Source organism: Flavobacterium aquiphilum (assembly GCF_027111335.1).
Taxonomy (GTDB): domain Bacteria; phylum Bacteroidota; class Bacteroidia; order Flavobacteriales; family Flavobacteriaceae; genus Flavobacterium; species Flavobacterium aquiphilum.
The window spans coordinates 2,115,910-2,139,970 of sequence record NZ_CP114288.1; the positions used below are offsets into that span (position 1 = coordinate 2,115,910).

Genomic DNA, 24,061 nt, shown 5'->3' on the forward strand with positions numbered 1-24,061 from the left:
TGTTTTTATGAACAAACTCATACGTACTAGAATAATTGCAACATTCTTTTTGATTATTTTTATTCCGAGTATATTTCCCTTAAATATTATTTATGCTTCAAATAATGGGCCTAATGCTCCGGAAGCATCTGGTTTTGAATCCGTAAATGCAACAGATATGGTTAATCTGTCTAGTGGTGATATGGCTTATGTTCTTCCCTTAATGGATGTGGGAGGTTTTCCGGTCTCACTTTCATATCACGGTGGAATTCCAATGGATTTGGAATCAACGTGGACAGGTCTAGGTTGGAACCTTAATACAGGTGCCATTAACAGAGGATTAAATGCAACTCCCGATGATTGGAATGGTGGAAATTCATTAGATTTTATTCGTTATAGAGATTCAGAAACAATTTATAACGTAAACGTTGGTGTAGGAATCTGTAAAGTTGCTGAAGTTGGAGTTGGAGCATCATGGGGGTCGAATAAAGGCATGTCAGGATCTGTATTTGCAAGTCTTGGTATAAAAGGAGTAGCATCAGTCTCAGGTAGTATTGACACAAATGGAAACTATTCATTAGGAGTTGGTGCAGGTGGAGAAAAATCAGGTGGCTTCAGTGCTGGTGTTGGTGTATCCGGAAACATTAATGGAGGGAAAACTAGTGTTGGATTTGGCGTTAATTACAGGTCTTCCAGTGGAATGAGTGTTGGATTAGGTACAAGTCTAGATGGAGGGTTATCCGCTTCATTAGGGTTTTCAGGTGTAAAAGATGCTGGTTTAGAAGCAAAAGGACAAGCTGGATCAGCGTCAATTTCAATGAATAGTTTTTCAGCAGGGGATTGGGATATTAGCAGTAAAGGATGGTTTGTGCCAATTCAAATCTATTTTATTTCATTTAGTTTTGGGAAACAAAAAATCACCTATAACCTTGCTAAAGCTTATAATAAAAAAGGATTTGGTGTTTTATATTCAAATTTAGATAATACAAATAATGATGTAGTGGAAAATGATAATGGAATAGATTCTCAATTTACAGATTATCAAAACAGGTATAGATATATGGATGCTTATGAGCAAACTTTACCTCAGCCAGAAGAAGAATTTGTTGCAGATAGTGATGCAGACAGGGAAAAATTAAATTTTTCCTTCGCAGGATATGATTCTTTTGAGGTAAATGCAACTGGAGTGTCTGGAGTGATGAATCCCAGAATATTACAAAATGCAACAATTTTTGGATTAGGTTATAAAGGAAATGATCCGAAAAGTTCCGATGGGAAAATGAGAATATATAGCCATAATTCGTTGACAACAGACAAAACTTTTGGGAAAAATACAGCAAATGATATTGAATTCTACTTTAATGGACAATTTACACAAAATACATTAATACCTAGCGTAACGCCGTTGTCAAACAGTAATACTTCTTTGCAAGGTATATTGAGTACAAGGCAGGTTTTAAATAATCAAAGATTGAGACAAGGAAATTATGTAGAGGTTTTTACAAATAGACAAATAAAGAATAATCAAGCAGACGGGTTATTATCACCATTAAGTCCTACATCAAATGGTCTGAGTTTAGAAGCGCTAAATCGGAATACCTCAGAATATCAAAGCGACGGTATAGGTGGCTATAAAATTACCGCTCCTGATGGCAAGGTTTATCATTTTTCTCAACCTGTTTATCATTTTGAAGAAGTAGAAAGAACTGTACTAAAAGATGTTTCGGAAAATAATGTTAGTGAGAAACGTCAATATACGGCTTATGCGACTCACTGGTTGCTTACTGCAATAACAGGCCCAGATTTTATAGATGTGAATAATAATAACATTGCTGATGCAGCCGATTATGGATACTGGGTTAGAATGGATTATGGTAAATGGTCTGATGGATATGTATGGCGCAATCCTACGGATAAAAATCTTAAAGATTATAATTCTAATTTAGAAGGGGATATTGGGGAAAAAGAGTTCGGTACGTATCAATTTGGTCGTAAACAATTGTATTATTTGGATCGAATTGTATCTGCTACTCATACGGCCTATTTCGTAAAAGACCTAAGGTATGATTCTGTTGGTTCTGATTTGCACTATGAATTTAACCCTGATATTACCATGACAAATGATGGAACTACTAATCCAAATAATTCATTTGCAGGAAATACCGTGAATCCAAAAGAGGATTTTATTTATAAAAGACAGATGCAGTTAATGCTCAAAAAAATAATTTTAGTAAAAAATGAAAACGCAACCGTATCGAAAGGAAATACTTCGGATAACTTAAAACTCAGTTATCCAAGTTCTGATGATTTAATAAAAAGTTACCAACTTCCATTTGCTAGCACAGGTGGGTTTTATGAAGAAAATGGAGGTCAGCCTAATATAACCCTTAATAATGAGAGTGGTGTTTACGACCAAGAAGATTTCAGTAATTTTAATTACAACAATGCGATTAAAGTTGTTAATTTAGATTATAATTACAATTTAGCTACTGGAAGCCCTGGAACAATTTCTTGTTCACAAAATCCAAATGCAGGTAAATTATGTTTGAAAAGTGTGACTTTTCTAGGAAGGAATAATTTTTATTACATGCCTCCGTACCAGTTTCAATACAAAGGCGAATATTTGGGTCCTCAATCTAATTATATTATGTATCCGGCAAATGCTTTAGTACAAAAATTGGATGATGGAGTTCATATAAAGAATTTTAGCGGTAAATATATTAATTATCCAAGTAACACGGCAATTCCAATAGCCGATATAAGGGCAAAAGACGAATGGGGTTTTCTAAAAGATTTACCTAATCAAGAATCTGAAGTAAGAGCAGCAGCTTGGACTATGACCCGAATTATTACGCCTACGGGTTCATCCATTGATTTTGAACATGAAGAAGATGATTTTGATCAGGAGGCTTTTTCCAGACGTTTCTGGAATACTAATCTAAAATTTAGCACAACTGATCTTGCGAATGATGTTTTAATTGAGATACAAAATCAAGATGGATTAGTAGCTGGTTTAGGTGTAAATGATTTTAGAGACTATTTTAGACCTAATGAAAGGGTTTATATGGATTTATGGATTGCTAGGACAAAAGGAGGAGACACTTCTAGAAGAGGAGGTTTGGATGTTAATTCCAATACCTATTGTAAAGTTTATGAAGTTACCGCAACTAGTGTGAAGATTTTAGCAAGTAAAATACCTTTTCCAATAGAAACTAAACAAACGGTAGATGTTAACGGTGTAATACATTACGAAGTAGTATCATCCATCCCAGCTGCATATAAAGATTTACATCCTGATTATGTACAAAATTGTTTTTTCAGTGCATCTTTGGGAGGTTCTTCTTGTTCTAAATCATATGATGTGGTACAAAGGGGACAGTTTCCAGATGTTCCGAATTGTGTTGCAGGTATTCATTGTCCTGATCATTGGGGGATTAAATATAAAATACTAGCCAACAAGGTACCGACTGCCAAAAGTGGAGGCGGAATACGTGTTAAATCGATAACATTAAATGATGAAAGCAATCATCACTATAAAACAAATTATTATTACAATGTACCTGGTACTACAAAAGAAAAAAATAAAGGGAACTATATTTCTTCAGGTATAACTTCATATAGTCCAGTAAGGGGTACCCAGTATGTTCCCTTTCAGTCAGAATTACCAAGTCCTGGAGTGATGTATGAATATGTGACTATGGAGTCCCAAAATGAGAGTTTAGAAACACTGGGACAAACCAGATATCACTTTTATGTGCTTAAACCTGTTTTTGATATTTTTAATGAAAATATAGAAATGAAAGATGTGGATGGAACCGTAATTTTCAAAGCAAATGTTGTTAATCATAATTCGGAAGGAGGTTATTTAAACCAAGGTAATAAAATTCAAGCTAAGTCAATTAAATTGGACGTAAACACCTCTCTTATTGGTCAATTTAAATCTATTGAAGAATTTAACAGCAAAGGACAATTATTATCAAAAGTTGAAAGAAAATACAAAAGTGGGGTAAATCTTAAACAATCAGGAATCAACAGAGGAAGTATGACTGAATCGTTTCAATCAATGAAATCAGTTTTTACTACCAATTCTTCGGATGAGAATCCAGTATTAAAAAACAGGTTGCTTTCTATTTCAAGTAAAGAAGAATACTCCAGTGTTTTGGAAAGCATTATTACAACAGGGCCTCATGGTAAAAATATAGAGGAATATAGCCAAACAGACCCTCAAACGGGCGCCTTCCTAGTTGTAGAAAAAACATTGTCTAATGGTGTTAAGACGCGTGAAGAAAGAGTTCCTGCTTATACTAAATATTCCGCCATGGGAAGTAAAGTAGATAATATTAATAATAAAAACATGTTGTCTCAAACAGCTGTTGACTACTCTTATATTTTTGATAATGGTGATTGGAAAAAAACAGGTGTTGGAATTACAACTTGGAAAAATGAATGGGAATATATTGATATGGCGGGGAATACTTCAAGTCCATCTGTTTCGAATCAAAAGATATGGCGAAAACACAAAAATTTTGTTTGGAAGGGACAAAGAGATGCCAATGGTATTTTTGTAAACTATGGTATTGATGATGATGGGTTTAATTGGAAAGTTTCGGGTATTGGTTTAAATATTACGCAATTACCACAGTGGAAACAAACCTCTGAAATAAGACTTTACGATCATTTCTCAAATCCATTAGAGCTGAAAGATATTAATAACAATTATGTGGTAACTAAAATGGGAGACAACAATTCTAAAGTAATTGCAACTGCAAATGCAGGTTATCATGAAATGTTTTATACTAGTGCAGAAAATGGTTTGACAGGGATTAATGGCATAGACTTTCTTGAGCCTGAAATTAGATTAATAAATGCTTCCCTCACTCAAACTGATTTTCATACAGGAAAACAATGTATAGCAACAAATTCTAGTTCTCAGTTTGGTGTAGAAATGCAAAGTGGTAAACATAGGGGGGGTAAATATAAATTATCAGTATGGGTAAAAGCTAATAGTGCTCCAGATGCTCTCCTTAAAGTAAACAACAACAACGTATCTTTTACAGAGAGTATTCCAGTTGATGGTTGGGTTCTAAAATCTGCTTATGTAGATGTCCCAGCAGGACTTTGTACTATATATCTAAATTCACGTAGTTCAAGTCCAGTTTATTATGACGACTTAATGATTAGGCCTGTTTCATCTTCAATTAAGGGTTATGTATACAATGAATGGGATGAGTTGACTTATATCGTTGGAAATAACGGTCTAGCTACCAAATTCATATACGATAAGGCGGGAAGACTAGAAAAAACTTACACCGAAGTAATTGATGACTCTTCTGTCTGTGAATGTCCTGACGATTATAAAGGAGGTTTCAAGTTAATAAAAACAAATACTTATCATAATAGATTTATAAATTAAAATGAGTACTGCTTTATTAATAAACCAATGCAGATGAAATGATGAAAAATATACTTTATCTTTTAGTGTTAGTGCCAATATTTGTTTTTGGATACGGACACCCAAAAACAAACAAGCATCCTAAAACAGGCTGTCATAAAACTATAACAAATCCTCAACAATACCCTGATTACTATCAATCAATAGAATCACGTTTTTTGGTGGGTTCAACTGACTGGACTTCGGATGGCGCAATAGGAACAATTAAGGTGACCAATAATTATTTGTCTGTTAATTTTGATGCTTCTTGGACGTACAACCAAAGTTTTGTGACCGGGGTAATTGCTTCTCTTAACATATATCCGGCACTACCTAATATGGAATTAGGTCAAATTTATGGTAATAACGCAGAATCAGGTTATTTTGCTAAAATTGAAGACAATAAATTAGTGATTTATACATTAACTCCGAACAGTAGTACTTATTTTAATACTTTTTATTTAGGTTTCGAGATTGATTTAAATTGTGCTACAAACTGGTATGCAGACAGTGATCAGGATGGCTATGGTGATCCAAATCAAACTCCTATTTTTGATTGTTTTAAACCAAATGGTTATGTATCCAATAATTCTGATTGTGATGATTCTAATGCAACTGTAGTGTACCGGCGTTGGTATTTTGACAATGATAATGATGGTTATGGTTCTACTGGATATGTTGACTCGTGCACTAAACCAGGGGATACTAGTTATGCCCTTAATAATACTGACTGTGATGATACTGATCCTTCCGTACATGGAACTGCTAGTTGGGCGCTTGATGTCAATGGAGATGGAATAATTTCAGATCTTGATGGAACGCCAACTTATGTTAGCTCTTGCATAAAGCCTGATGCTAATTATGTACCCGTAACAGACGATCGAAGTCATTGGATCCATGAAGTTTCTTATGATATAGATGGTAATCTTACCAGTGCTTCTAGAGCCTTTTTTGACGACTTTGGGAAATCTACCGTTGTTCTATCAAAAGATATGGTTTCAAAAAAAATTTGGGGAACTGAGATTGGCTATGATAATTTTGGAAGACCAGACAAGTCCTCTTTTATAGCACCGTCAAATTTGACAAACTTTAGCAGAGTTTCTTTTCTTAATCCTGTTTACCCAACTCCGGAAACATCAACTATTCCTGTTAATCAATCCGTTGATAACATCACTAGCAGTCAGAATGTTCAGGCTGGATATACCGTTACGGCCACCGGAAGCATAAGTCCTGGACTAAATGTCACTTTTGAGGCGAATAGTATAATTTTGGGCAACGGTTTTAGTGTTAGCGGAGCTTCAGGCGGGACTTTTACGGCTATCGCAAAAAAAACGACTAGTAGTACATCCTCTTCCGATTCTCCGTTTTTTAGTTATTATTCCGATAATAACACCATGGAGCCTTATCAGGCAACTGCCGATCAGGCTTATACCCAAACCAACTATGATATCCTTAATCCCAATAATGTCATCAACGTTGTGGGAGGAAATAGAATTAACGGGCAATGGAAAACAGGTTATTCTTATATTGTTCCAGCGGCTCAGGAATTGTACTATGTGTTTGGTTCAGATTTCTATGACGGAAATATCACTGAAAGCGGAGAGGAAGTGATCTCGAAATTCTTTAAAACGGTTATTGTTGATGCTAATGGAGTGGAAAACGTTTCTTTTTCAGATGCCGAAGGCAAAGTATTGGCGACTGCCCGTTCCGGTGGGGCATTAACTTATCCGGTTGTGTCACTAATCGGAACTCAAGGGTTTATAGATGTACATATTCCAGCTGGAATTTCTTCAGACCAAATTTCATTGATAGGGGATATCTCTTTGTATAAAATATTTGATCTCAAAACAGGAACGTATGCAAATAGACCTTTAACGGGAGGGAACGCTTATCGTATTGAAGCATATAACCCTCCTGTGACAGATCCCAAAGTCTATATTTCTAATGGAGCCCCTACCTATGATTCAGGTGCGCTGGGAATATCATATAGTGTAAACTATTACGATTATGCCGTAAATGTATATAACAAAACAGGCCAACTCATAAAATCGATACAGCCCAACGGTTATGTTGCCAATACTACTATTGTAGGAACACCTGACCATATGAAGACCACCAATAATAATTTTGCATCTACTTTTAAATATGATGGGTTGGGACAATTAATAGAAGCGACAAGTGTCGATGAAGGAACTAGTAGGTTTGATTACAGGGATGACGGACAGATTAGTTTTTCGCAAAGTGCTTTACAGCTCCAAAACAAGGAGGTGTCATATACCAAATATGATGATTTGGCAAGACCTGTTGCCTCAGGGGTTGCTAAAACAGATTGGCAATCAAGAAGTGATGAGTTTGAAACAGTGGTTCATAAAGAACAAACTTTTACAGTTTATGATTATCCTCAAAATTACGCTAACTATGTAGAAGAGTTGCCTTCCAATCTGACATTAGAAAATGTTTTAGCCTCTGCAGGAATTTCAGCTACAAATTACATGCAGCAGAACCTCTCCGGCAATGTTGCTGTTACGTTCACAAAACCCGCTACAACAATTACAGCCATAAGCTGGTACAGCTATGATATTTATGGCAGAATTGAATGGATGGTACAATATAATGAAGGCATTGGAGCTAAAACGATTCATTATTATTACGATCATAAAGGAAATGTGACTTCGGTAGTATTTCAAAAAGATAAAAACGCAGAGCAATTTATCCATAGATACACCTATGATGCCAATTCGGTATTGATCAAAGTGGAAACGGCCACATATGGAACTCCTTTTATCACCCATGCCGATTATTCTTATTACCAGACAGGCGAACTCAAGCGTGTGAATATTGCACAGGGACTGCAAGGTTTGGACTATGTTTATACTTTGGGCGGACAGCTTAAAAGCATCAACCACCCTAGTCTAGACTCAGCAAAAGATCCTGGGCTTGACGGATTGATAGGCTCTCCAAATGCATTTGTAAAGCCTGATGTATTTGGAATCACACTGGATTATTACGAGGGAGATTATTTAAGGACAGGTCGAAACATCATGTCTTCTCCTTCTGCCGGAGCTGATTATAACGGTAATATTAAGGCGGCAAGATGGGCGAACAAAGATAGCAGTATGGATTTAAGTGGTTCGACCATTAACCCAAAAGCTTATTTATACAATTATGACCGCAACAACTGGCTTACGGGAGCCACTTTTGGTGATGCAAATAAATCCACCGCTGAGATAAGCCCGCTTTCTAAATACAAGGAAACCGGTTTGACCTATGATGCCAATGGAAATATCAAAAGCCTACAACGAACCGATGAAAATGGTGCGGTAGTGGATAATTTGACTTATAATTACACCAATGCAGGAAAAAACCAATTAAACAGTGTAAGCGATAGTGCTGCGGCAACTGCAGACATAACTGATATAGAAAACCAAAACCCTAATAACTATGTTTATGATGCCATTGGGCAATTAACACAAAATATTTCCGAAAATTTATATTACTTTTACAACACTCAGGGGTTAGTTAGCGAAGTAAAAAAAGGCTCGAGCATCTTGGTGAAGTTCTTTTACAACGAGAGAGGCCAACGTATTAGAAAGGAAAGTTATAATAGCAGCACAGGTGCTTTACAAAGTACCACTTTTTATGCCTTGGATTTATCCGGAAACACTCTTGCCGTTTATAATTTACCCACTGGAGGCGGTATAGTTCAAACTGATTTGTCTATCTTTGGCCTTAGTAGATTAGGCGTTTACAATAGGGCGAGCGCAACAAGTTCTTATGAAATTACGGATCATTTAGGCAATGTCAGAGCCGTAATCCAGAAAGTGAGCGGCAGTCCTGTAATGCAGTCTTTTGCCGATTACTATCCTTTTGGAGAGCAGCTTCCAGGAAGGAATTCCCAAGGAAATTACAGGTACGCTTTTCAGGGGCAGGAGCTCGACAAGGAAACCAATATGGAAGCGTTTCAGTTAAGGCTTTGGGATGGTAGATTGGGAAGATGGTTGAGTCCTGACCCAATGGGCGAATTTCATAGTCCCTATCTTGGCATGGGAAATACTCCAATTGGAGCGATAGACCCTAATGGAGGAGATATAATTTATTTAAATGCATCAACCTCAGTTCCTGTACCTGGTGGCCTAGGGTATTTTGGACATGCTGCCGTATTAATTGGTAATGACCACGATGGTTGGAGATATTTGTCAATGAATGGAACTGGAGAAGGAGCGGCTCCATCGGGAGGAAGTAGAAATGCTGACCTTGGTGATATCCCATATAGAAATGGTTTTGGTAATGATTTTAGAGGAACTAAATTAACAGCACATCAAGTTATGGAAATAGTTAATAATTCAAATAAAAATGAAAGCCATAATTATAACAGAGCAATTAGAATTAAAACCTCCACTTTTGAAGATGGTATAGCGTATCAAGCAGCGAAGAAGCAAGCTAGTGGAGCTAATTATAATATATTGGGGTCATCTTGTATTGATGTACCGCAAGAAGCTCTTGAACGTGTTGTAGCACACAGATTAAATATACAGTCAGGTAAAGACCCGTTTTTTTGGAATAATCGAGTTAGTTTCTTTGATAGAGGGGGGTATGGATTTAATATGCTCATACCTAACCAATGGTTTAATAATTTCAATTTTTTTATGAGAAATATAAATTCCGATTTGCAGGTGAATAAATTTCAATATAATAATGTTCCTAAATATAATATTATTGTCGGACCAATAACAGAAAAATGAGAATGAAATCAAATTATAAGATTATTTTCATTACATTATTAGGGTGTATGATATTATATTTGGGGTTGGTGTTGATGAATTCATACTTTGGCTGGTATGGTTATGAAAAGTGGAAATATAGAAGAGTGACTTTTGGAAACAAAATTGAATCTGTTAAAAGAAAGGTTTTTATAAAAGATTTAGAATTTTATTCAAGTATTGATATAGATAGCTTTCATATTTTTATTGAGAGGGGGTATAAATATGGATACCATAGTGCAAAAGATACCAGATTACTAACAAATAATAGGTATCCATATCAGCTTTCATACAAGTTTTTAGATTCTGTAAACATGATTTCATATGAAATATTAAATAAAAGCAGATATGATTCAACTGATAATGTAACGGTATTTTTGAAAAAACCATATTTAAAGGATACTTTAAAAATAGGAATTTATAAGTATTCCTCAAAAAAATGGGACTCAATTGGGTATCTTAAGGTTTGGGATAAGTCAAAATTGACAAACTAGGAATATAGTTAAATGGCATTTTTTGATTATTCATTTTATCAAGGCTAGTAATGTATAAGATGTGTTGATGGTCAATTTTTCCATCCTACATTTGTAGAGAATCAAGAATTTATAGTAATATCGCATAAAAATTAAAACAACCTTTCGGGTTGTTTTTTTTGTTTATAATGTCTTAAATTGAATAAAATGGCTTTAAGCCAGACTTGGTGTTGCACTGCTTTTCGCGCGATACTTTTATAAAAAAGAGTCCCATATAAGGAATTCTCAATTAACATGAAGGTTTGAACTATTAACCTAAAATAAAAAAAGCCACTTCTATTACTGAACATGCCCCAAAAAGTTAGACACTATTTGGGGCATGTTCAAACTAGGTGGTTTTTTTGTTTATATTCGCTTCACGTTCTTAAAAATAAAACCTGATTCAAAATAGTGTATAAGAGGTTATCCTTTTGGAGAGCAGCTTCCAGGAAGGAATTCCCAAGGAAATTACAGATACGCTTTCCAAGGACAAGAGCTCGATAAGGAAACAGGAATGGAGGCGTTTCAACTGAGGCTCTGGGATGGAAGGATTGGAAGGTGGTTGAATCCTGACCCGTATGGTCAAAATTATTCGCCATATATGGGAATGGGGAATAATCCAATAAGTATGATTGACCCTGATGGTGGGAATTGTACTGATGCGAATGGTAATTCTGTTCCTTGTGGGGATATGAATAGCGCCTATAAGAATTCATCAACTGATATTGCACAATTAAATGAAGTTGTAATTCAAGGGAAACCTAAGAGTTATTCATTAGGAGACTTAGAGTATGACTTTTATAAATATGGCAATAAATTTGACATTCTAGCAGATAAATTTGGGCAAGGTTTTGGACAATTAATTGGCTCTTTACATCCTGGAGTGGGCTTATTAAATGCCTATAAAGGATTTACAGAAGGTCATGATATGTTTGGTAATGAAATGGGCAAAGGTGGGGCAACATTTGAAGGAGCTATGGCTGTTGTACCTTTTATTAAGATTGGAAAGTTATTACCAGAAGGGAAATATATCTTGCATCATATTGCATCTAATAAACATCTTTCTAAATTTACTCCCCAATATGAAGCTATTGCTAGTAAACTTGGACTAAAGCTTGATGCAGCTTGGAATAAAATTCTAATTACAGATGTGCGCCATTATTCAAGGCATCCAAAACAATATCATCAATTTGTATTAGAAGGTATGCAAGCCGCTGAGGCGGGAGCTGAAGGAAATGTAACTAAGTTCCTAGAGCTGTATGATGAATATGTAATACAGCCACTTATAAAAAACCCAGATATAGTAAACAAAACAGGTTGGAAGTAATGAAAGAATATTTTTTTTTAGCGGATAAAGTAAAGAGAGGTACTGCTTTTGCATACACAGAAGATGAAACTCCTTTGTCTCATGAGTTAGTTCCTGAGTTAAAAACAAAATTAGAATTGCCATTTGATTTAATTTTAAAGAAAGTTGTCTTTGGTAAAGCTAAATTGCAAGTGAGTAATGATTTGTCAGACTTAAAATATTTATGGCTGGATTATCAACCTAATAATCTTGCATGGCCTTTAATGTCAGAAAAAATGAAGAATGTAGTTTGTGATAATATGACAGGAGAAGAAGCTATTGTTTGGATGAAGGTAAATGTAAAGTCAGAGAAGGAAAAAAGAGTTTATTTTATTCCACGGTTTGAAAAAAAAATGGATGTATTAGATGAACAAAAAACTATATTTGCGCAAGGAACAAAGCATATTGTTAAACCTGTCTTTTCATATGAAAAAATTATGAATTATAATATATTTCACAAACCACAATTATTTTGGGAAATCACATCAGGAATTTATGTTAGTGAAGTGATTAAAAAAGCAATCCAAAAAGAAAAGTTAACTGGTGTAGATTTTGAAGAAATATCTGTAGTATAAAAAAAACGATTAGCTTGGATATATCTCCAGAACGATAAGTCACACAGCTTAGGTAATGTATCAGATGTGTTGGTGGCTAAATATTTCATCACACATTTGCAGATAATCAAAGTTTTACAGTAATATCGCATAAAAATTAAAACAACTTTTCGGGTTGTTTTTTTTATTTTATAATGTCTTAAACTGAAAAAAATGGCTTCAAACCATACTTGGTATTCCACTGCTTTTCGAACGGCACTTTTATAAAAAGAGTTCCATGTAAGTAATTCTTAATAAACATGAGTGTTAGAACAAACAGTCTAAAATAAAAAAAAGCCACTTCAATCGGAGTGGCTTTTGGTTTTTATTGTTTATTACCTTTTTGAACTTTATAAGATTAATATATTCAGTCTAGCTTTGTAGTCGTTTTTACACCATGCTCTAGAACAATCTTGTTCATGGTTTTTGCAACCAGATCACAATCCTTCTCCTCACATAAAAGCGCATCATACACGTACAGTACATAAACGCCTTTAGCGTTCAAATCCTTTATAACTGCGCTCATAATATCCACCTCAACGGCAAACATCTTTTGAGAGGTAACCTTATGACCATGCTCGTTTTTATCTCGATAAATTCGAGCCAGCATATCAGGTTCATTTGTTGAATGGTACTTCGACAAAACGCTCTTATGAATGTCGAAAATTATCGTGTGAGCCAGGCAAAGGTTTGTAACTTTGCGATGACAACTGTGTAAAACAAGAAAACAGGCGTGATATACCTGTTTTCTTGTTTTTATAAATAAGATGTCGTTAGATTAGAATGAAAATCCAGCATAAACACCATAATTCAGTATAAAGCCTTTTTCATCATCATCTGTGTGGCCATAAAAATCTTTGGCACTACCAAAAGCAAAACCTGGCCCGAAATAAGGATTTAATGAGACACAGTTTGCAATTATTAGTTGACACCCAACTAAAGCTCTCAAATTAATTAAACTTTGCTCTTTTTTATAGGCTCTTTTTGTGTAATTAAAGCTTTGAGACCAATTGTCCCATTCACCTTGTTCCATAGCATTAAATTCTTCTTGATATTTAAAATATTGAAATGATGGGCTTAAATAAAGACCTCTTGGTGCAGTCGTAGTTTTCAAATAGTAATATTTGTAATCAATATTCAATGAAAATGTCTTTTCATTATAAGAGGTATTTGTTGGGTTGTTTAATGTTCTTCCGAAATTCTTTCTATATAAATCTTGGAATTCTTGGACGTCGCTAACGTTATTATTCCCAACACCTAATCCAAATTGAATTGAATTTTTGTCATTAAGTATTCTCTCATATTGAAAATCATACACCTTAGAAAAAATAGTAACTGAATTAATTTTAACAACATTATTTAATTCCTTTTTTTGTGAAAAAACAAGATTTAAGGAAGAAAGTAATAGTATAGTTAGTATGTTTTTTTTCATTATAGCTTTTCACTATCTGAGTTTAGCCCAATACATCATAAGTAATTCAATATTGGGCTTTAATCAGATCGAGATATTGTTTTTTTTATATTTATTCTATTTTTTGTTTAATAGAGCTTTAACCTGTAGTTTTAATTCCTCTATTTCTTTGTTTTGTTGGATTACATATAATGTCAATTCCTCAATTTTTTCTTGTTGGATTTTTGCCATTTCTCCAAGAGCTAATCCTTTTTCGGTCACTTCTTTAGCAGAAGGAACGTTTTGTAAATGACCATTTTCTTTAATATAAGCCTCAACTTCTTTTAAAGTTGGTAATTTGTAATCAACTGCAAAAACATAATCGGCCCAGGTATTATATACTTTAATTTCTTCAGCTCTTACTTTTCCTTTTACAGATAGTTTATAAGTGTCAGCACCGTCGGCAAAATTAGAGGTTCCAATTCCGATGCTAGTTGTAAATAAGCCATTTGTACCATTAATATCACCAGTAGAGGTAATTGAATTTCCTTGTATTAATCCAGTTGATGTAATTGCACCTGACTTAAAATCTCCAACTACTTCAAGTTTTGCGGAAGGTGTAGAAGTACCGATTCCTACATTGTTTGCGAATAGTCCATTATTACCCGAGATGTCTCCGGCAGAGGTAATAGAATTTGCTTGTATCAGCCCCGTTGATGTTATCGGTCCGGATTTCAAATCGCCAACTACTTCAAGTTTTGCTGAAGGTGTAGTAGTTCCTACTCCTACATTGTTTGTAAATAGTCCATTGCTACCATTAATATCACCTGTAGAATTAATAGCGGTTGCTTGTATTGATCCAGTTGATGTTATTGCACCAGATTTAAAATCTCCAACTACTTCAAGTTTTGCGGTTGGCGTTGCTGTACCAATACCAACATTATTGGTAAAAAAACCATTTTTTGAATTAATGTCACCATCCATTGCTATGGATTTAGCTTGTATTGTTCCAGCTGTTGTAATATTTCCAACTGAATTGATCGAACCAGCTTGAATTGTCCCTTCAGAAGTAATAGAACTAGCTTGGATTAAACCAGATGAAGTAAGGGAACTAGCCTGAATTAGTCCAGTAGAAGTAATTGAATTTGCTTGTATAGCTCCACTAGATGTAATTGGACCTGCTTTTAAATCACCAACTACTTCTAATTTTGCCGTTGGAGTAGTGGTTCCGATTCCGACATTATTGGCGAAAAAACCATTGTCCGATTTTATATCGCCTTCCATAGCGATTGATTTTCCTTGAATTAATCCTGTAGATGTAATTTGTCCCGCTTTTAGGTCTCCAGCCACGTCAAGCTTAGCATTAGGGGTAGTTGTTCCAATACCAACATTATTTGCAAATAAACCATTGTTGGCATTGATGTTTCCCGTAGAATTAATGGAACCGGCTTGAATCAATCCTTCGGCTGTAATAGAGTTACCTTGTATTGTTCCCGATGATGTAATTGAATTGGCTTGGATTAATCCTGTAGAAGTGACTGAATTTGCTTGTATTGCTCCTGTAGATGTAATTGGCCCCACTTTTAAATCACCAACTACTTCTAATTTTGCGGTTGGAGTCGTAGTTCCGATTCCCACATTATTGGTAAAAAAACCATTTTTTGAGTTAATGTCTCCATCCATTGCAATGGATTTAGCTAGTATTGTTCCAGTAGTTGTTATATTTCCAACTGAATTGATTGAACCGGCTTGAATTGTTCCTTCAGAAGTTATAGAACTAGCTTGGATTAAACCAGATGAATTAATGGAACTAGCTTGAATTAATCCTGTAGAAGAAATTGAATTTGCTTGTATAGCTCCACTAGATGTAATTGGACCTGCTTTTAAATCTCCCACTACTTCTAATTTTGCGGTTGGAGTAGTGGTTCCGATTCCGACATTATTGGTAAAAAAACCATTGTCCGATTTTATATCGCCTTCCATAGCGATTGATTTTCCTTGAATTAATCCTGTAGATGTAATTTGTCCTGCTTTTAGGTCGCCAGCTACTTCTAGCTTAGCAGTAGGATTAGCTGTTCCAATTCCAACATTATTTGCAAACAAACCATTATTAGCATTGATATTTCCTGTAGAATTGATTGAACCTGCTTGAACCAATCCTTCAGAAGTAATAGAACTAGCTTGGATTAAACCAGATGAAGTAACGGAACTAGCCTGAATTGATCCTGTAGAAGTGATTGAATTTGCTAGTATTGTTCCGCTTGAAGTAATTGGACCAGCTTTTATATCCCCAACAACTTCTAATTTAGCTGTTGGAGTCGTAGTTCCGATTCCCACATTATTGGTAAAAAAACCATTATCTGATTTAATATCACCTTCCATTGCAATAGATTTTCCCTGAATTAATCCTGTAGATGTAATTTGTCCCGCTTTAAGGTCTCCAGCGACTTCAAGCTTAGCAGTAGGGGTAATAGTTCCGATTCCTACATTGTTTGCAAATAAACCATTATTTGCATTAATATTTCCAGTAGAATTAATGGATCCGGCCTGAATTAATCCTGTAGACGTAATCGAATTTCCTTGTATTGCACCAGTAGATGTAATTGCACCAGTCTTGACATCACCAACTACTTCCAGTTTTGCTGTAGGAGTAGTAGTCCCAATTCCTACACTACCAATAAAAAAACCATTATCTGATTTTATGTCACCATCCATAGCAATGGATTTTCCTTGTATTAATCCTGTTGAAGTTATTGGTCCAGTTTTTAGGTCACCGACTACTTCCAATTTAGCAGTAGGAGTAGCTGTCCCAATTCCAACATTGTTTGTAAATAGACCGTTGCTAGCATTGATATTTCCGGTAGAATTTATAGAACCAGCTTGAATCAATCCTTCAGAAGTGATAGAACTACCTTGAATTAATCCTGTCGATGTAATTGAATTTCCTTTTATTGGACCACTAGATGTAATTGCACCTGTTTTTACATCACCAATTACCTCTAGTTTTGCTGTAGGGGTAGTAGTTCCAATCCCCACATTACCAATGAAAAAACCATTGTTAGAATTAAAGTCACCGATTGAAGTTATAGAATTTGCTTGCAATAAACCTGTAGATGTAATTGGGCCTGCTTTTATATTTCCAATCACTTCAAGTTTTGCAGTAGGTGTATTTGTTCCAATACCTACACTATTTGTAAAAAAACCATTCTTTGATGTGAAGTCACCTATTGAAATGATAGAATTAGCCTTTATTTCACCTGTAGAAGTAAAAGGACCTGTTTTTACGTCTCCCACAACCTCAAGTCTTGCTGTAGGGTTTGTTGTTCCAATTCCGACATTAGTATTTGAAGTTGGTGAGTTAGCAAAAATAACAGTTGGACCACCCCAACCTGTGCTTAATCCGCCAGAGGGGTGATTCGCTCCATTACCATTATTGTTTTGTGCATTTGTATTAATTGCATTTAAAAGTAATAATAATATAAGGAATAATTTTAATAGATTTTTCATGTTAATATAAATAAATTAATTCCTGCAATATTACTTTTTTATTTTATTTTAGACAATTATTCCTAATAAAAAATGTAATATTTTTTAAGCTTTTTTTAAGCTTAATTTTTGACTTGATTTATTGAAAAAGCTAGTATGAAAATGTTTTGAATCCTTGTTTTATTGTGGTTTAATTATAATCAATTGTTCTGTGTTGAATTTTTGATAATATACTTTGTAATGAATAATTTGTTAAATATTTTAAATACTTATTCTTAAGGAATTATCATTAGATTCATTGTTTAACATTATTTGGTTGATTCGTAATTACAAGTACTTTTTTTTTCAAAAATTATTCTTCCTGATGATTTGAAGATACTACTAGTTTATTGCACTGCTTAACTGGAACATTGGTAAGTACATTGCTATCAATAAAACAGCTACCAAAACTCCGATAAAAAGAATTATAAAAGGCTCTAAAACAGTAGTCATTAGTTTTGATTGCTGTATCACTTCCTGATTATATTGTTCGCTGAGTTGTTTAAAAACAAATTCTGTCTGATTTGTTTCTTCGGCAACTTTTACTAAGGAGATTATTCGGTTATCAAAAAGAGGAGTGTTTTTTAGGCTGGAGCTTAAACTGTTTCCTTTGAGAATACTGTTTTCGACTTTCTCTAGTGCTTCTTGCAATGGTACAAATTGAATCATTTTTTTTACCATTTGGATACTATTCAGTAAAGGAACTTTGGCCGTGGTCAGTAACGTAACTGCCTGGGTAAATTGTGCCAGATAGACTTTAGCCATAAAAGTACCCAAAACAGGAATTTTTACTAAAAAATAATGAAGAGTTCTTTTGTACTTTAGATTATCCTTAAAAAATTGAGTTGAAATGATAAAAGCAATAATAGTAACCAAAAAGTATAGTCCATACGTTTTGGTGCAAATCGACAGTTTTACAATAAACTGCGTCAGGACTGGAAGTTCCATATGGTTTTGCTTAAAGATGTCCTGAAACATGGGTACAACATAACTCAGCATGAAAACAACTACTAAAACAGCGGTGCTTAGTACTATAGAAGGATAGGTAAGTGCTGCGATGATAATTCTTTTCTGTTCGTTTTTGCGTTCAAAGAAGTATCCCAGTTCTTGACATACCTGTGCAGTAGTTCCCGTTTCTTCACCAATCTGAATAGAGTAATACTCATATTCTGTAAATGATTTTGAAAGGCGTAATGCCTCTGAAAAAGGTTTTCCGTTCACCACTTCATTTAAGATGTTTTGCATCAAATCTTTGTCGGCATTTTTCTTTACTGACTCAATAATGAGTGAGAGTCCTTCCTTAAAGCTTACACCAGCTTTAAGTAAAACAGCTAGTTCGAGGTAAAAAGCCTGCTTTTTTTTGTTGTTAAAACTATTTCCAAAAAGAGTAATTTCTTTTTTCAGAAGGGCTTCGATACTATTCTGACTTTTTGGCTGAACATTTTTTTTATTTGGAGTATTTTCTATTTTAAAGGCCATCTTCCTGATTCATGAAAAAGGTTAAGTCATTTTTTTTTGAAACAAAAATCTGATATCCGGGTAATTCTGTTTCGGCAGATACAGACAGGGCATCAATTTGCCCTGAATTTATTTCTTTTCCTTTAAAAAAGGCTTTGCTGGGTATTATTTTTAATTTAATCGTGTCAAGGTTTCGCATGCTGTATTTTTCGTAGAACGAATAAGTTATAGTGTCAATTTCGGATGTCATTATGAGAGATTGTTTATCATTATCATAGAAAATGGCATGTGGTTCATTGAAATCCTGCCACAATTTTTGTTCAAAAAGAACCAATGCGCTTGTTTTATCAAAATTACTTTGAATGGTATGAATCTGTTTTTGGACAATCCTTAAAACACTAAATGCCATACCCACGACTATGGCAGTTATAATCATGACTACTATTAATTCGGCTAACGTGAATGATCTTAATTTTCTTGTGACCATACGATTTGCTTTTTTGCAATTTCTTTTTTGGAAATATTGTTTACTGCCAAAATAGAAATTACTTTTTTTGTTGAAACTGTTTCTAATTCTATACTGATATTCCAATCTTTAAAATTTTCCTGATAGGGTAATTTTATATCGTTATTTTGTATTTCGTATTCCAATTCGTTAATTCTGGTTTCGACTCCATGAGTGTTTTTTGAAAAAGTATTAAAAACCAGATTGTTTAATATTAAACTCGCGATAATAAAAATGATTACAACCAAAACTGTGGCTACAACGGCTTCAATCAATGTTGCCGATTTTATTTTTTTTAGTATAACCATTTCAAAACTGTTTTTGGTTCTTGTTCCAAAATTATTCCACCATAAACTTCGGGTATATTTTGGTTCTCAATAGTGGCATTATAAACATGGTTCATAAAAATTGAACCTGACTGATTTGCGACAAACTGTTTGGTATAAACTGAGCCCGAAACAGTTCCTTTTATTTCAAAATTACCGTTGCAATAAACCTGTCCTTTTATTTTGGAGTCTTTTTCTAGAACGATTTGTGTTTGAAAATCAGGTGTCTCTTTTGTCTGGAGGTAGGTAATGGTTCCTTTTAGATTGCTTCCTGTATCTATGAAAATTTGGTTTTTAGGTAAAGAATTGAAGTTAGAATTGCCCCCATCACTACTTTTATTGTCTTGAAACAACAGTAAAGCAGAAGGATAAGCCAGGTTGCATTTTTTGCCCAGTGTAATTCTTTTTGAGGCGATTGCTTGAAAACAACCATTAGTTTCGTCTTCAATTTCGATAATAGGGGCGATTAGAATCAAATCCTTCAGTAAGGCTGTTTTTTTTATTTTGATCGAAGTTTCCGATTTGATTATAATATTTCCTGTAATTGTTTTGTTTTCTATTGTAATGGCATTTTCAGAATAAAATCCCTTTGTTTTTTCTTTGAAAGAATTTGTAATTCTACTACTCGAATTCAAATTGATATAGTCTTCTGAATGGTTTATTTTATATTCTTTCAGATAAAAGTTCAAAGTGGCAATAAAAGATTTTTCAGTTTTAGGAAGCTCTGATGTGCTTTTTTCGACGCGTCCATAAATTAACTGTGAACCATAATAACTGTTTCCATCAATATAGCCAGAGTGAACTCCTTGAATCGGTAAATAGGCAATACCTTGTATTTTTGTCTTTCCAACAACCGTCAATGGATTTCGGGTTTCCTGTAAATATAGGGTAGGTGATTTATCTGCAGTTATAACTGATCCTATGATAGCAGTTTTAGTAAATTTCTTTTTACGAAATTGTGTCGTTGTTACACCTTTTTGGAAAACTCCCCATCGCGATAAATGGGTTTTTATGGTCTGATTTTCTTTTCTGAGAAAGTCAATTTGAAGTGTATCTGTACTTAATTCTTTTTGTTCCAAAAGCGACTGGATTCCGATATCCGCAATCTGAATATTTTCAATGGCACCTTTAGATTGCTCTTTCATGTAAATAAAAGTGTAGGCGTATAAAATAAGGCCTGATAAAAGCAAAGCAATCAGTACGGCAATAAAGACCGTAAATTGTAAAGCTCCGGATTTGATTTTGAGTTTCAATTTCAATCCTGTATCATTATTATATTAAGATTCCCCTTGTATTTGACATAGACAGATTCTTTATCACCATCTTTTAGAAAAACTTCATTTTCTGTGTCGCCTATTCTCATATAATAATTTTTGTTATTTATAACGAGTACAAAAATTTTATTTTTACCCTTTGAATCCGATATAAGACCTTCGTAGATGATTTTTGGCCATGCCAATGTTTCAGGTTCTTTAACGACTTTTGTTGTTTTGGGATGTACCGTTTTTGTTTTTGAAGCCGTTTCAGTGTTATACAATTTCCCTAAAAATGGATCCCTATAATTCACATTTATGCTAAAAGGTTCTCTTTTATTAATCTTTAAAGGTTTAAAATTGAATTCTGTATTTTCTGCAGTCAATACTTCATCCGATTTTGTAAATGAAAAGAGCTGATATAAAACAGCACCCCATACCAATAAAACTAGAGGCAACAGAATGTATATGTTTTTTTTGTTTTTCAATTATGTCTTATTTTGTTTTGGTTAAGTTTTAATTTTTATAATTCTTAAAATTAAACTTTTATGATTTTTTCTTTTAAGTGTTCTTCTTTTTTTTTGAACTAATTTATGTTTTAGTATTGGGAGGAAATTATTTTATGATAAAATTAAAGACTGTGCTTTTTGCACTTTCATTACCTGCTTCATCAAATGATTTTACAAACCAATAATACGTTCCGGATGCAAGTGTTTTGTTGTAAGGGCTAGTTGCTTTGTCCTTAAAATTTAAGTTCGTTAACGAGCTTTCACTATAAACATAGATACTGTCTTTTTCGGCACTTCCTGCGACAGGAGTTCTGCTCCATTGAAAATCAATGCTCGTATTGGTTGTGGAACTTGCATTGACAGGGCCAGAAAGGGTAGGGGTGTTTGGAACTTTTGTATCCACTAAAAGACTTCTTGAAGTATAGAGAGTTTGAACGGTTCCGTTGGTTGCCCTTACTTTCCAGGTAAACTTACCTTCATCAAAAGTGTAATTGAGAAGAGTTGCATCTGTAATTTGTTCTTTTACAAGAGTATTGTTTTCGTCCAAAATTTGAATTTGATAGTTTGTGGCCCCTAGGATAGGATCCCAAGATAATTTTTGCAAAGGAGTTTTAGTAATTAAGTTACTGCTTGGGGACAATAGAATAACAGTGTTTTTTTGAAAGTCATCATTATTCAAGATTTCAAAACTTCTTGCCGAATATGCGGTTTCATAGGCGCTGTTTACTGCTTTTACTTTCCATTCATATTTCCCAATATTTAATTGTTGTGTAAAAGAGTTTTTTGTGATTATTGTATCCAAAACTATTTTTTGGGCATTGGTAAAATTTGGGGTTGCTATCTGTAAATGATATTTTTCAGCATTTTCAACGGCTTCCCATGAAAATGTTACACTGGAAAAAGATAAGGTTACATTATTTGCAGGAGCGGTAAGCACAACTTCATTTTGGGATATATCCTCGACATACAGAATTTCTTCACAAGAAGTGAAGCTTAGTATGATGAAAAATAAAAAATATTTTAGTGAAATTTTATTCATGGTTTTACAATAGTATTTATTCAGATAATTTAATCAATTTTAAAGACAAATTACATATCGAAAAGACTTTTTTTGTTTTCCTTTTCGGCCATTTTATGTTTTGTTATTCCGGAACATTTATTTTTTTCATTTACGATATCAGCGACAATCCAATTTCCTCTGGCCGTTTTTGTCCAACAAAATGAGCTTACCTGATATGCTACTATAGTTCCTGGATTTATATCGATTATGGCACTTTTCTTTCCTTCTTTATATAAGGCAATCGTGTATTTTTGGTATTGATTATTCGTTAGATAAAAAGCGTCTGATTGTCTTATTTTGTCGATTTCATCGGTTGATAAACTTACAGCCAGACTCGAAATGATTTTTGAATCTTGGGTGTCGGTTAAAAGTTTTAAAATATCACTGTTATAGTCTGAGTTTATTTCGTGGACTAAGCCCACAATATCCAAAATTTTGATGGTTACCAATTCAGGTTTAATGGGCAAGCTGTCTATAAATGCCACTTTGGTCTGTTTTTGGTTGTATTTGGCTTTTGCCTTATAAATCTGATTCAATTTTCTATTGTAGGGAACTACTCCGATTTCTACCCGAACATTATTTTTGAGGACAGGCAACCCTTTTGCTTCAAAAGTATTTTCACGATTAGACAGCATTGAAGACCCAATACATCCCAATTCGATAACTGAAGATGAGAATCTGTAGCTGTCATTCTTGATTTTGGTTGTCTGACAGGCAACACAGACCAATATTAACAAAGCAACAATTTTTTTTAACATAGCACTTTTTTTTTAATGAGAAATATATTTTTTCGATGAAAAGATTTTTTTGATTCATTTTGTTAAAAACAAATCTACTGTTGAAGTTTTTGTTTGAATTTCGTTTATAAGCTTTAAGTAATAATTTGTCTAAATCAAAGGCCTTTGTTTTTTTGAATTATGACCTCTACAAACAATTGGTCTGCATTGGTTTTATAATTTCGTTTTTTGATAAAGCTCAAATGTTTGATACTTCCCAACATTGGATTGTTTTCCACTTTATTCAGAGCGGCCAAACAACCATTAAATGTTCCTTCCAGGGAAAATTCATAACTCGTCGTGGTAAATCCTTTTTGCGAGATCATATGGGGCTCCTTAAAATCCACAATCTTTAGATGATAGCTATTGCTGTAAGACGTCAATTGTTTCAGTAAATCATTTTGAAATGATTCCGTTATGCTTTCGTCATAATTTGACAGCATCTTATCTAACTGCTTTTCTTTTTGGACTAATTGCGCCACTAACTTTGGCATGTTGCTATCTGCAGTTATCTCTTCCTGCTTATTTTTGTACTCGCTGTAATACTGTATGGTATTTGAGATTGCAAATGAATAACAAATGTAAAGCACACCACAAAATCCAATTATCAGCAGTTTGTTTTTTCTGTTCAAATTCATT

General features: G+C 34.1%; 16 protein-coding genes. 5 read left to right on the top strand and 11 right to left on the bottom strand.

Going from position 1 to position 24,061, the window contains the following annotated elements; genetic code table 11:
* The first annotated feature begins 7 nt into the window (after positions 1–7).
* The 5 genes from OZP12_RS08855 to OZP12_RS08875 all read left to right on the top strand — a co-directional run bounded on the left by OZP12_RS08855 (position 8) and on the right by OZP12_RS08875 (position 12,602).
* The gene (locus OZP12_RS08855) at positions 8–5,392 is read left to right on the top strand and encodes a porin family protein (RefSeq protein WP_281228727.1); all 5,385 of its coding nucleotides are present in this window, start codon (positions 8–10) and stop codon (positions 5,390–5,392) included.
* Between the two features lie 38 nt (positions 5,393–5,430).
* On the top strand, positions 5,431–10,152 hold the full coding sequence (locus tag OZP12_RS08860) for an RHS repeat domain-containing protein (protein ID WP_281228729.1): 4,722 nt from the start codon (positions 5,431–5,433) through the stop codon (positions 10,150–10,152).
* A complete protein-coding gene (locus tag OZP12_RS08865) occupies positions 10,149–10,664 on the top strand; it encodes a hypothetical protein (protein WP_281228731.1) in 516 nt (171 codons plus the stop codon). Before OZP12_RS08860 ends, OZP12_RS08865 begins: the two co-directional genes overlap by 4 nt.
* Positions 10,665–11,097: 433 nt before the next feature.
* On the top strand, positions 11,098–12,009 hold the full coding sequence (locus OZP12_RS08870) for an RHS repeat-associated core domain-containing protein (RefSeq protein ID WP_281229044.1): 912 nt from the start codon (positions 11,098–11,100) through the stop codon (positions 12,007–12,009).
* Complete coding sequence (locus tag OZP12_RS08875; protein WP_281228732.1) at positions 12,009–12,602, top strand: imm11 family protein; 594 nt, start codon at positions 12,009–12,011, stop codon at positions 12,600–12,602. The genes OZP12_RS08870 and OZP12_RS08875 overlap by 1 nt, the downstream gene beginning before the upstream one ends.
* Before the next feature lie 385 nt (positions 12,603–12,987).
* On the opposite strand, the gene OZP12_RS08880 is transcribed toward OZP12_RS08875, so the two are convergent.
* The 11 genes from OZP12_RS08880 to OZP12_RS08930 all read right to left on the bottom strand — a co-directional run bounded on the left by OZP12_RS08880 (position 12,988) and on the right by OZP12_RS08930 (position 24,060).
* Entirely contained in the window at positions 12,988–13,230 is a 243-nt protein-coding gene (locus OZP12_RS08880; RefSeq protein WP_281228733.1) for a hypothetical protein, read from the bottom strand.
* A 168-nt stretch (positions 13,231–13,398) separates the two neighbouring features.
* On the bottom strand, positions 13,399–14,052 hold the full coding sequence (locus OZP12_RS08885; protein WP_281228734.1) for a hypothetical protein: 654 nt from the start codon (positions 14,050–14,052) through the stop codon (positions 13,399–13,401).
* Between the two features lie 96 nt (positions 14,053–14,148).
* On the bottom strand, positions 14,149–17,517 hold the full coding sequence (locus OZP12_RS08890; protein ID WP_281228735.1) for a beta strand repeat-containing protein: 3,369 nt from the start codon (positions 17,515–17,517) through the stop codon (positions 14,149–14,151).
* Between the two features lie 360 nt (positions 17,518–17,877).
* Positions 17,878–19,014, bottom strand: a complete 1,137-nt coding sequence (locus OZP12_RS08895) for a type II secretion system F family protein (RefSeq protein ID WP_281228737.1) — start codon at positions 19,012–19,014, stop codon at positions 17,878–17,880.
* The gene (locus OZP12_RS08900; RefSeq protein WP_281228738.1) at positions 19,004–19,480 is read right to left on the bottom strand and encodes a PulJ/GspJ family protein; all 477 of its coding nucleotides are present in this window, start codon (positions 19,478–19,480) and stop codon (positions 19,004–19,006) included. Before OZP12_RS08900 ends, OZP12_RS08895 begins: the two co-directional genes overlap by 11 nt.
* On the bottom strand, positions 19,462–19,806 hold the full coding sequence (locus OZP12_RS08905; RefSeq protein WP_281228740.1) for a hypothetical protein: 345 nt from the start codon (positions 19,804–19,806) through the stop codon (positions 19,462–19,464). Before OZP12_RS08905 ends, OZP12_RS08900 begins: the two co-directional genes overlap by 19 nt.
* Positions 19,794–21,077, bottom strand: coding sequence for a hypothetical protein (locus tag OZP12_RS08910; protein WP_281228741.1), 1,284 nt, complete (start codon positions 21,075–21,077; stop codon positions 19,794–19,796). Before OZP12_RS08910 ends, OZP12_RS08905 begins: the two co-directional genes overlap by 13 nt.
* Before the next feature lie 2 nt (positions 21,078–21,079).
* The gene (locus OZP12_RS08915; protein WP_281228742.1) at positions 21,080–21,565 is read right to left on the bottom strand and encodes a hypothetical protein; all 486 of its coding nucleotides are present in this window, start codon (positions 21,563–21,565) and stop codon (positions 21,080–21,082) included.
* 127 nt (positions 21,566–21,692) lie between these two features.
* The gene (locus OZP12_RS08920; protein ID WP_281228743.1) at positions 21,693–22,625 is read right to left on the bottom strand and encodes a hypothetical protein; all 933 of its coding nucleotides are present in this window, start codon (positions 22,623–22,625) and stop codon (positions 21,693–21,695) included.
* Positions 22,626–22,675: 50 nt separating this feature from the next.
* Entirely contained in the window at positions 22,676–23,404 is a 729-nt protein-coding gene (locus OZP12_RS08925) for a hypothetical protein (protein ID WP_281228744.1), read from the bottom strand.
* A 134-nt stretch (positions 23,405–23,538) separates the two neighbouring features.
* A complete protein-coding gene (locus OZP12_RS08930; protein ID WP_281228745.1) occupies positions 23,539–24,060 on the bottom strand; it encodes a general secretion pathway protein in 522 nt (173 codons plus the stop codon).
* Position 24,061: the final 1 nt, after the last annotated feature.

Bases quoted from the DNA above. Each gene is read 5' to 3' on its own strand.
- OZP12_RS08855 (WP_281228727.1), top strand. From the start codon at position 8: ATGAACAAACTCATACGTACTAGAATAATTGCAACATTCTTTTTGATT.
- OZP12_RS08860 (WP_281228729.1), top strand. From the start codon at position 5,431: ATGATGAAAAATATACTTTATCTTTTAGTGTTAGTGCCAATATTTGTT.
- OZP12_RS08865 (WP_281228731.1), top strand. From the start codon at position 10,149: ATGAGAATGAAATCAAATTATAAGATTATTTTCATTACATTATTAGGG.
- OZP12_RS08875 (WP_281228732.1), top strand. From the start codon at position 12,009: ATGAAAGAATATTTTTTTTTAGCGGATAAAGTAAAGAGAGGTACTGCT.
- OZP12_RS08880 (WP_281228733.1), bottom strand. From the start codon at position 13,230: ATGCTGGCTCGAATTTATCGAGATAAAAACGAGCATGGTCATAAGGTT.
- OZP12_RS08885 (WP_281228734.1), bottom strand. From the start codon at position 14,052: ATGAAAAAAAACATACTAACTATACTATTACTTTCTTCCTTAAATCTT.
- OZP12_RS08890 (WP_281228735.1), bottom strand. From the start codon at position 17,517: ATGAAAAATCTATTAAAATTATTCCTTATATTATTATTACTTTTAAAT.
- OZP12_RS08895 (WP_281228737.1), bottom strand. From the start codon at position 19,014: ATGGCCTTTAAAATAGAAAATACTCCAAATAAAAAAAATGTTCAGCCA.
- OZP12_RS08900 (WP_281228738.1), bottom strand. From the start codon at position 19,480: ATGGTCACAAGAAAATTAAGATCATTCACGTTAGCCGAATTAATAGTA.
- OZP12_RS08905 (WP_281228740.1), bottom strand. From the start codon at position 19,806: ATGGTTATACTAAAAAAAATAAAATCGGCAACATTGATTGAAGCCGTT.
- OZP12_RS08920 (WP_281228743.1), bottom strand. From the start codon at position 22,625: ATGAATAAAATTTCACTAAAATATTTTTTATTTTTCATCATACTAAGC.
- OZP12_RS08925 (WP_281228744.1), bottom strand. From the start codon at position 23,404: ATGTTAAAAAAAATTGTTGCTTTGTTAATATTGGTCTGTGTTGCCTGT.
- OZP12_RS08930 (WP_281228745.1), bottom strand. From the start codon at position 24,060: ATGAATTTGAACAGAAAAAACAAACTGCTGATAATTGGATTTTGTGGT.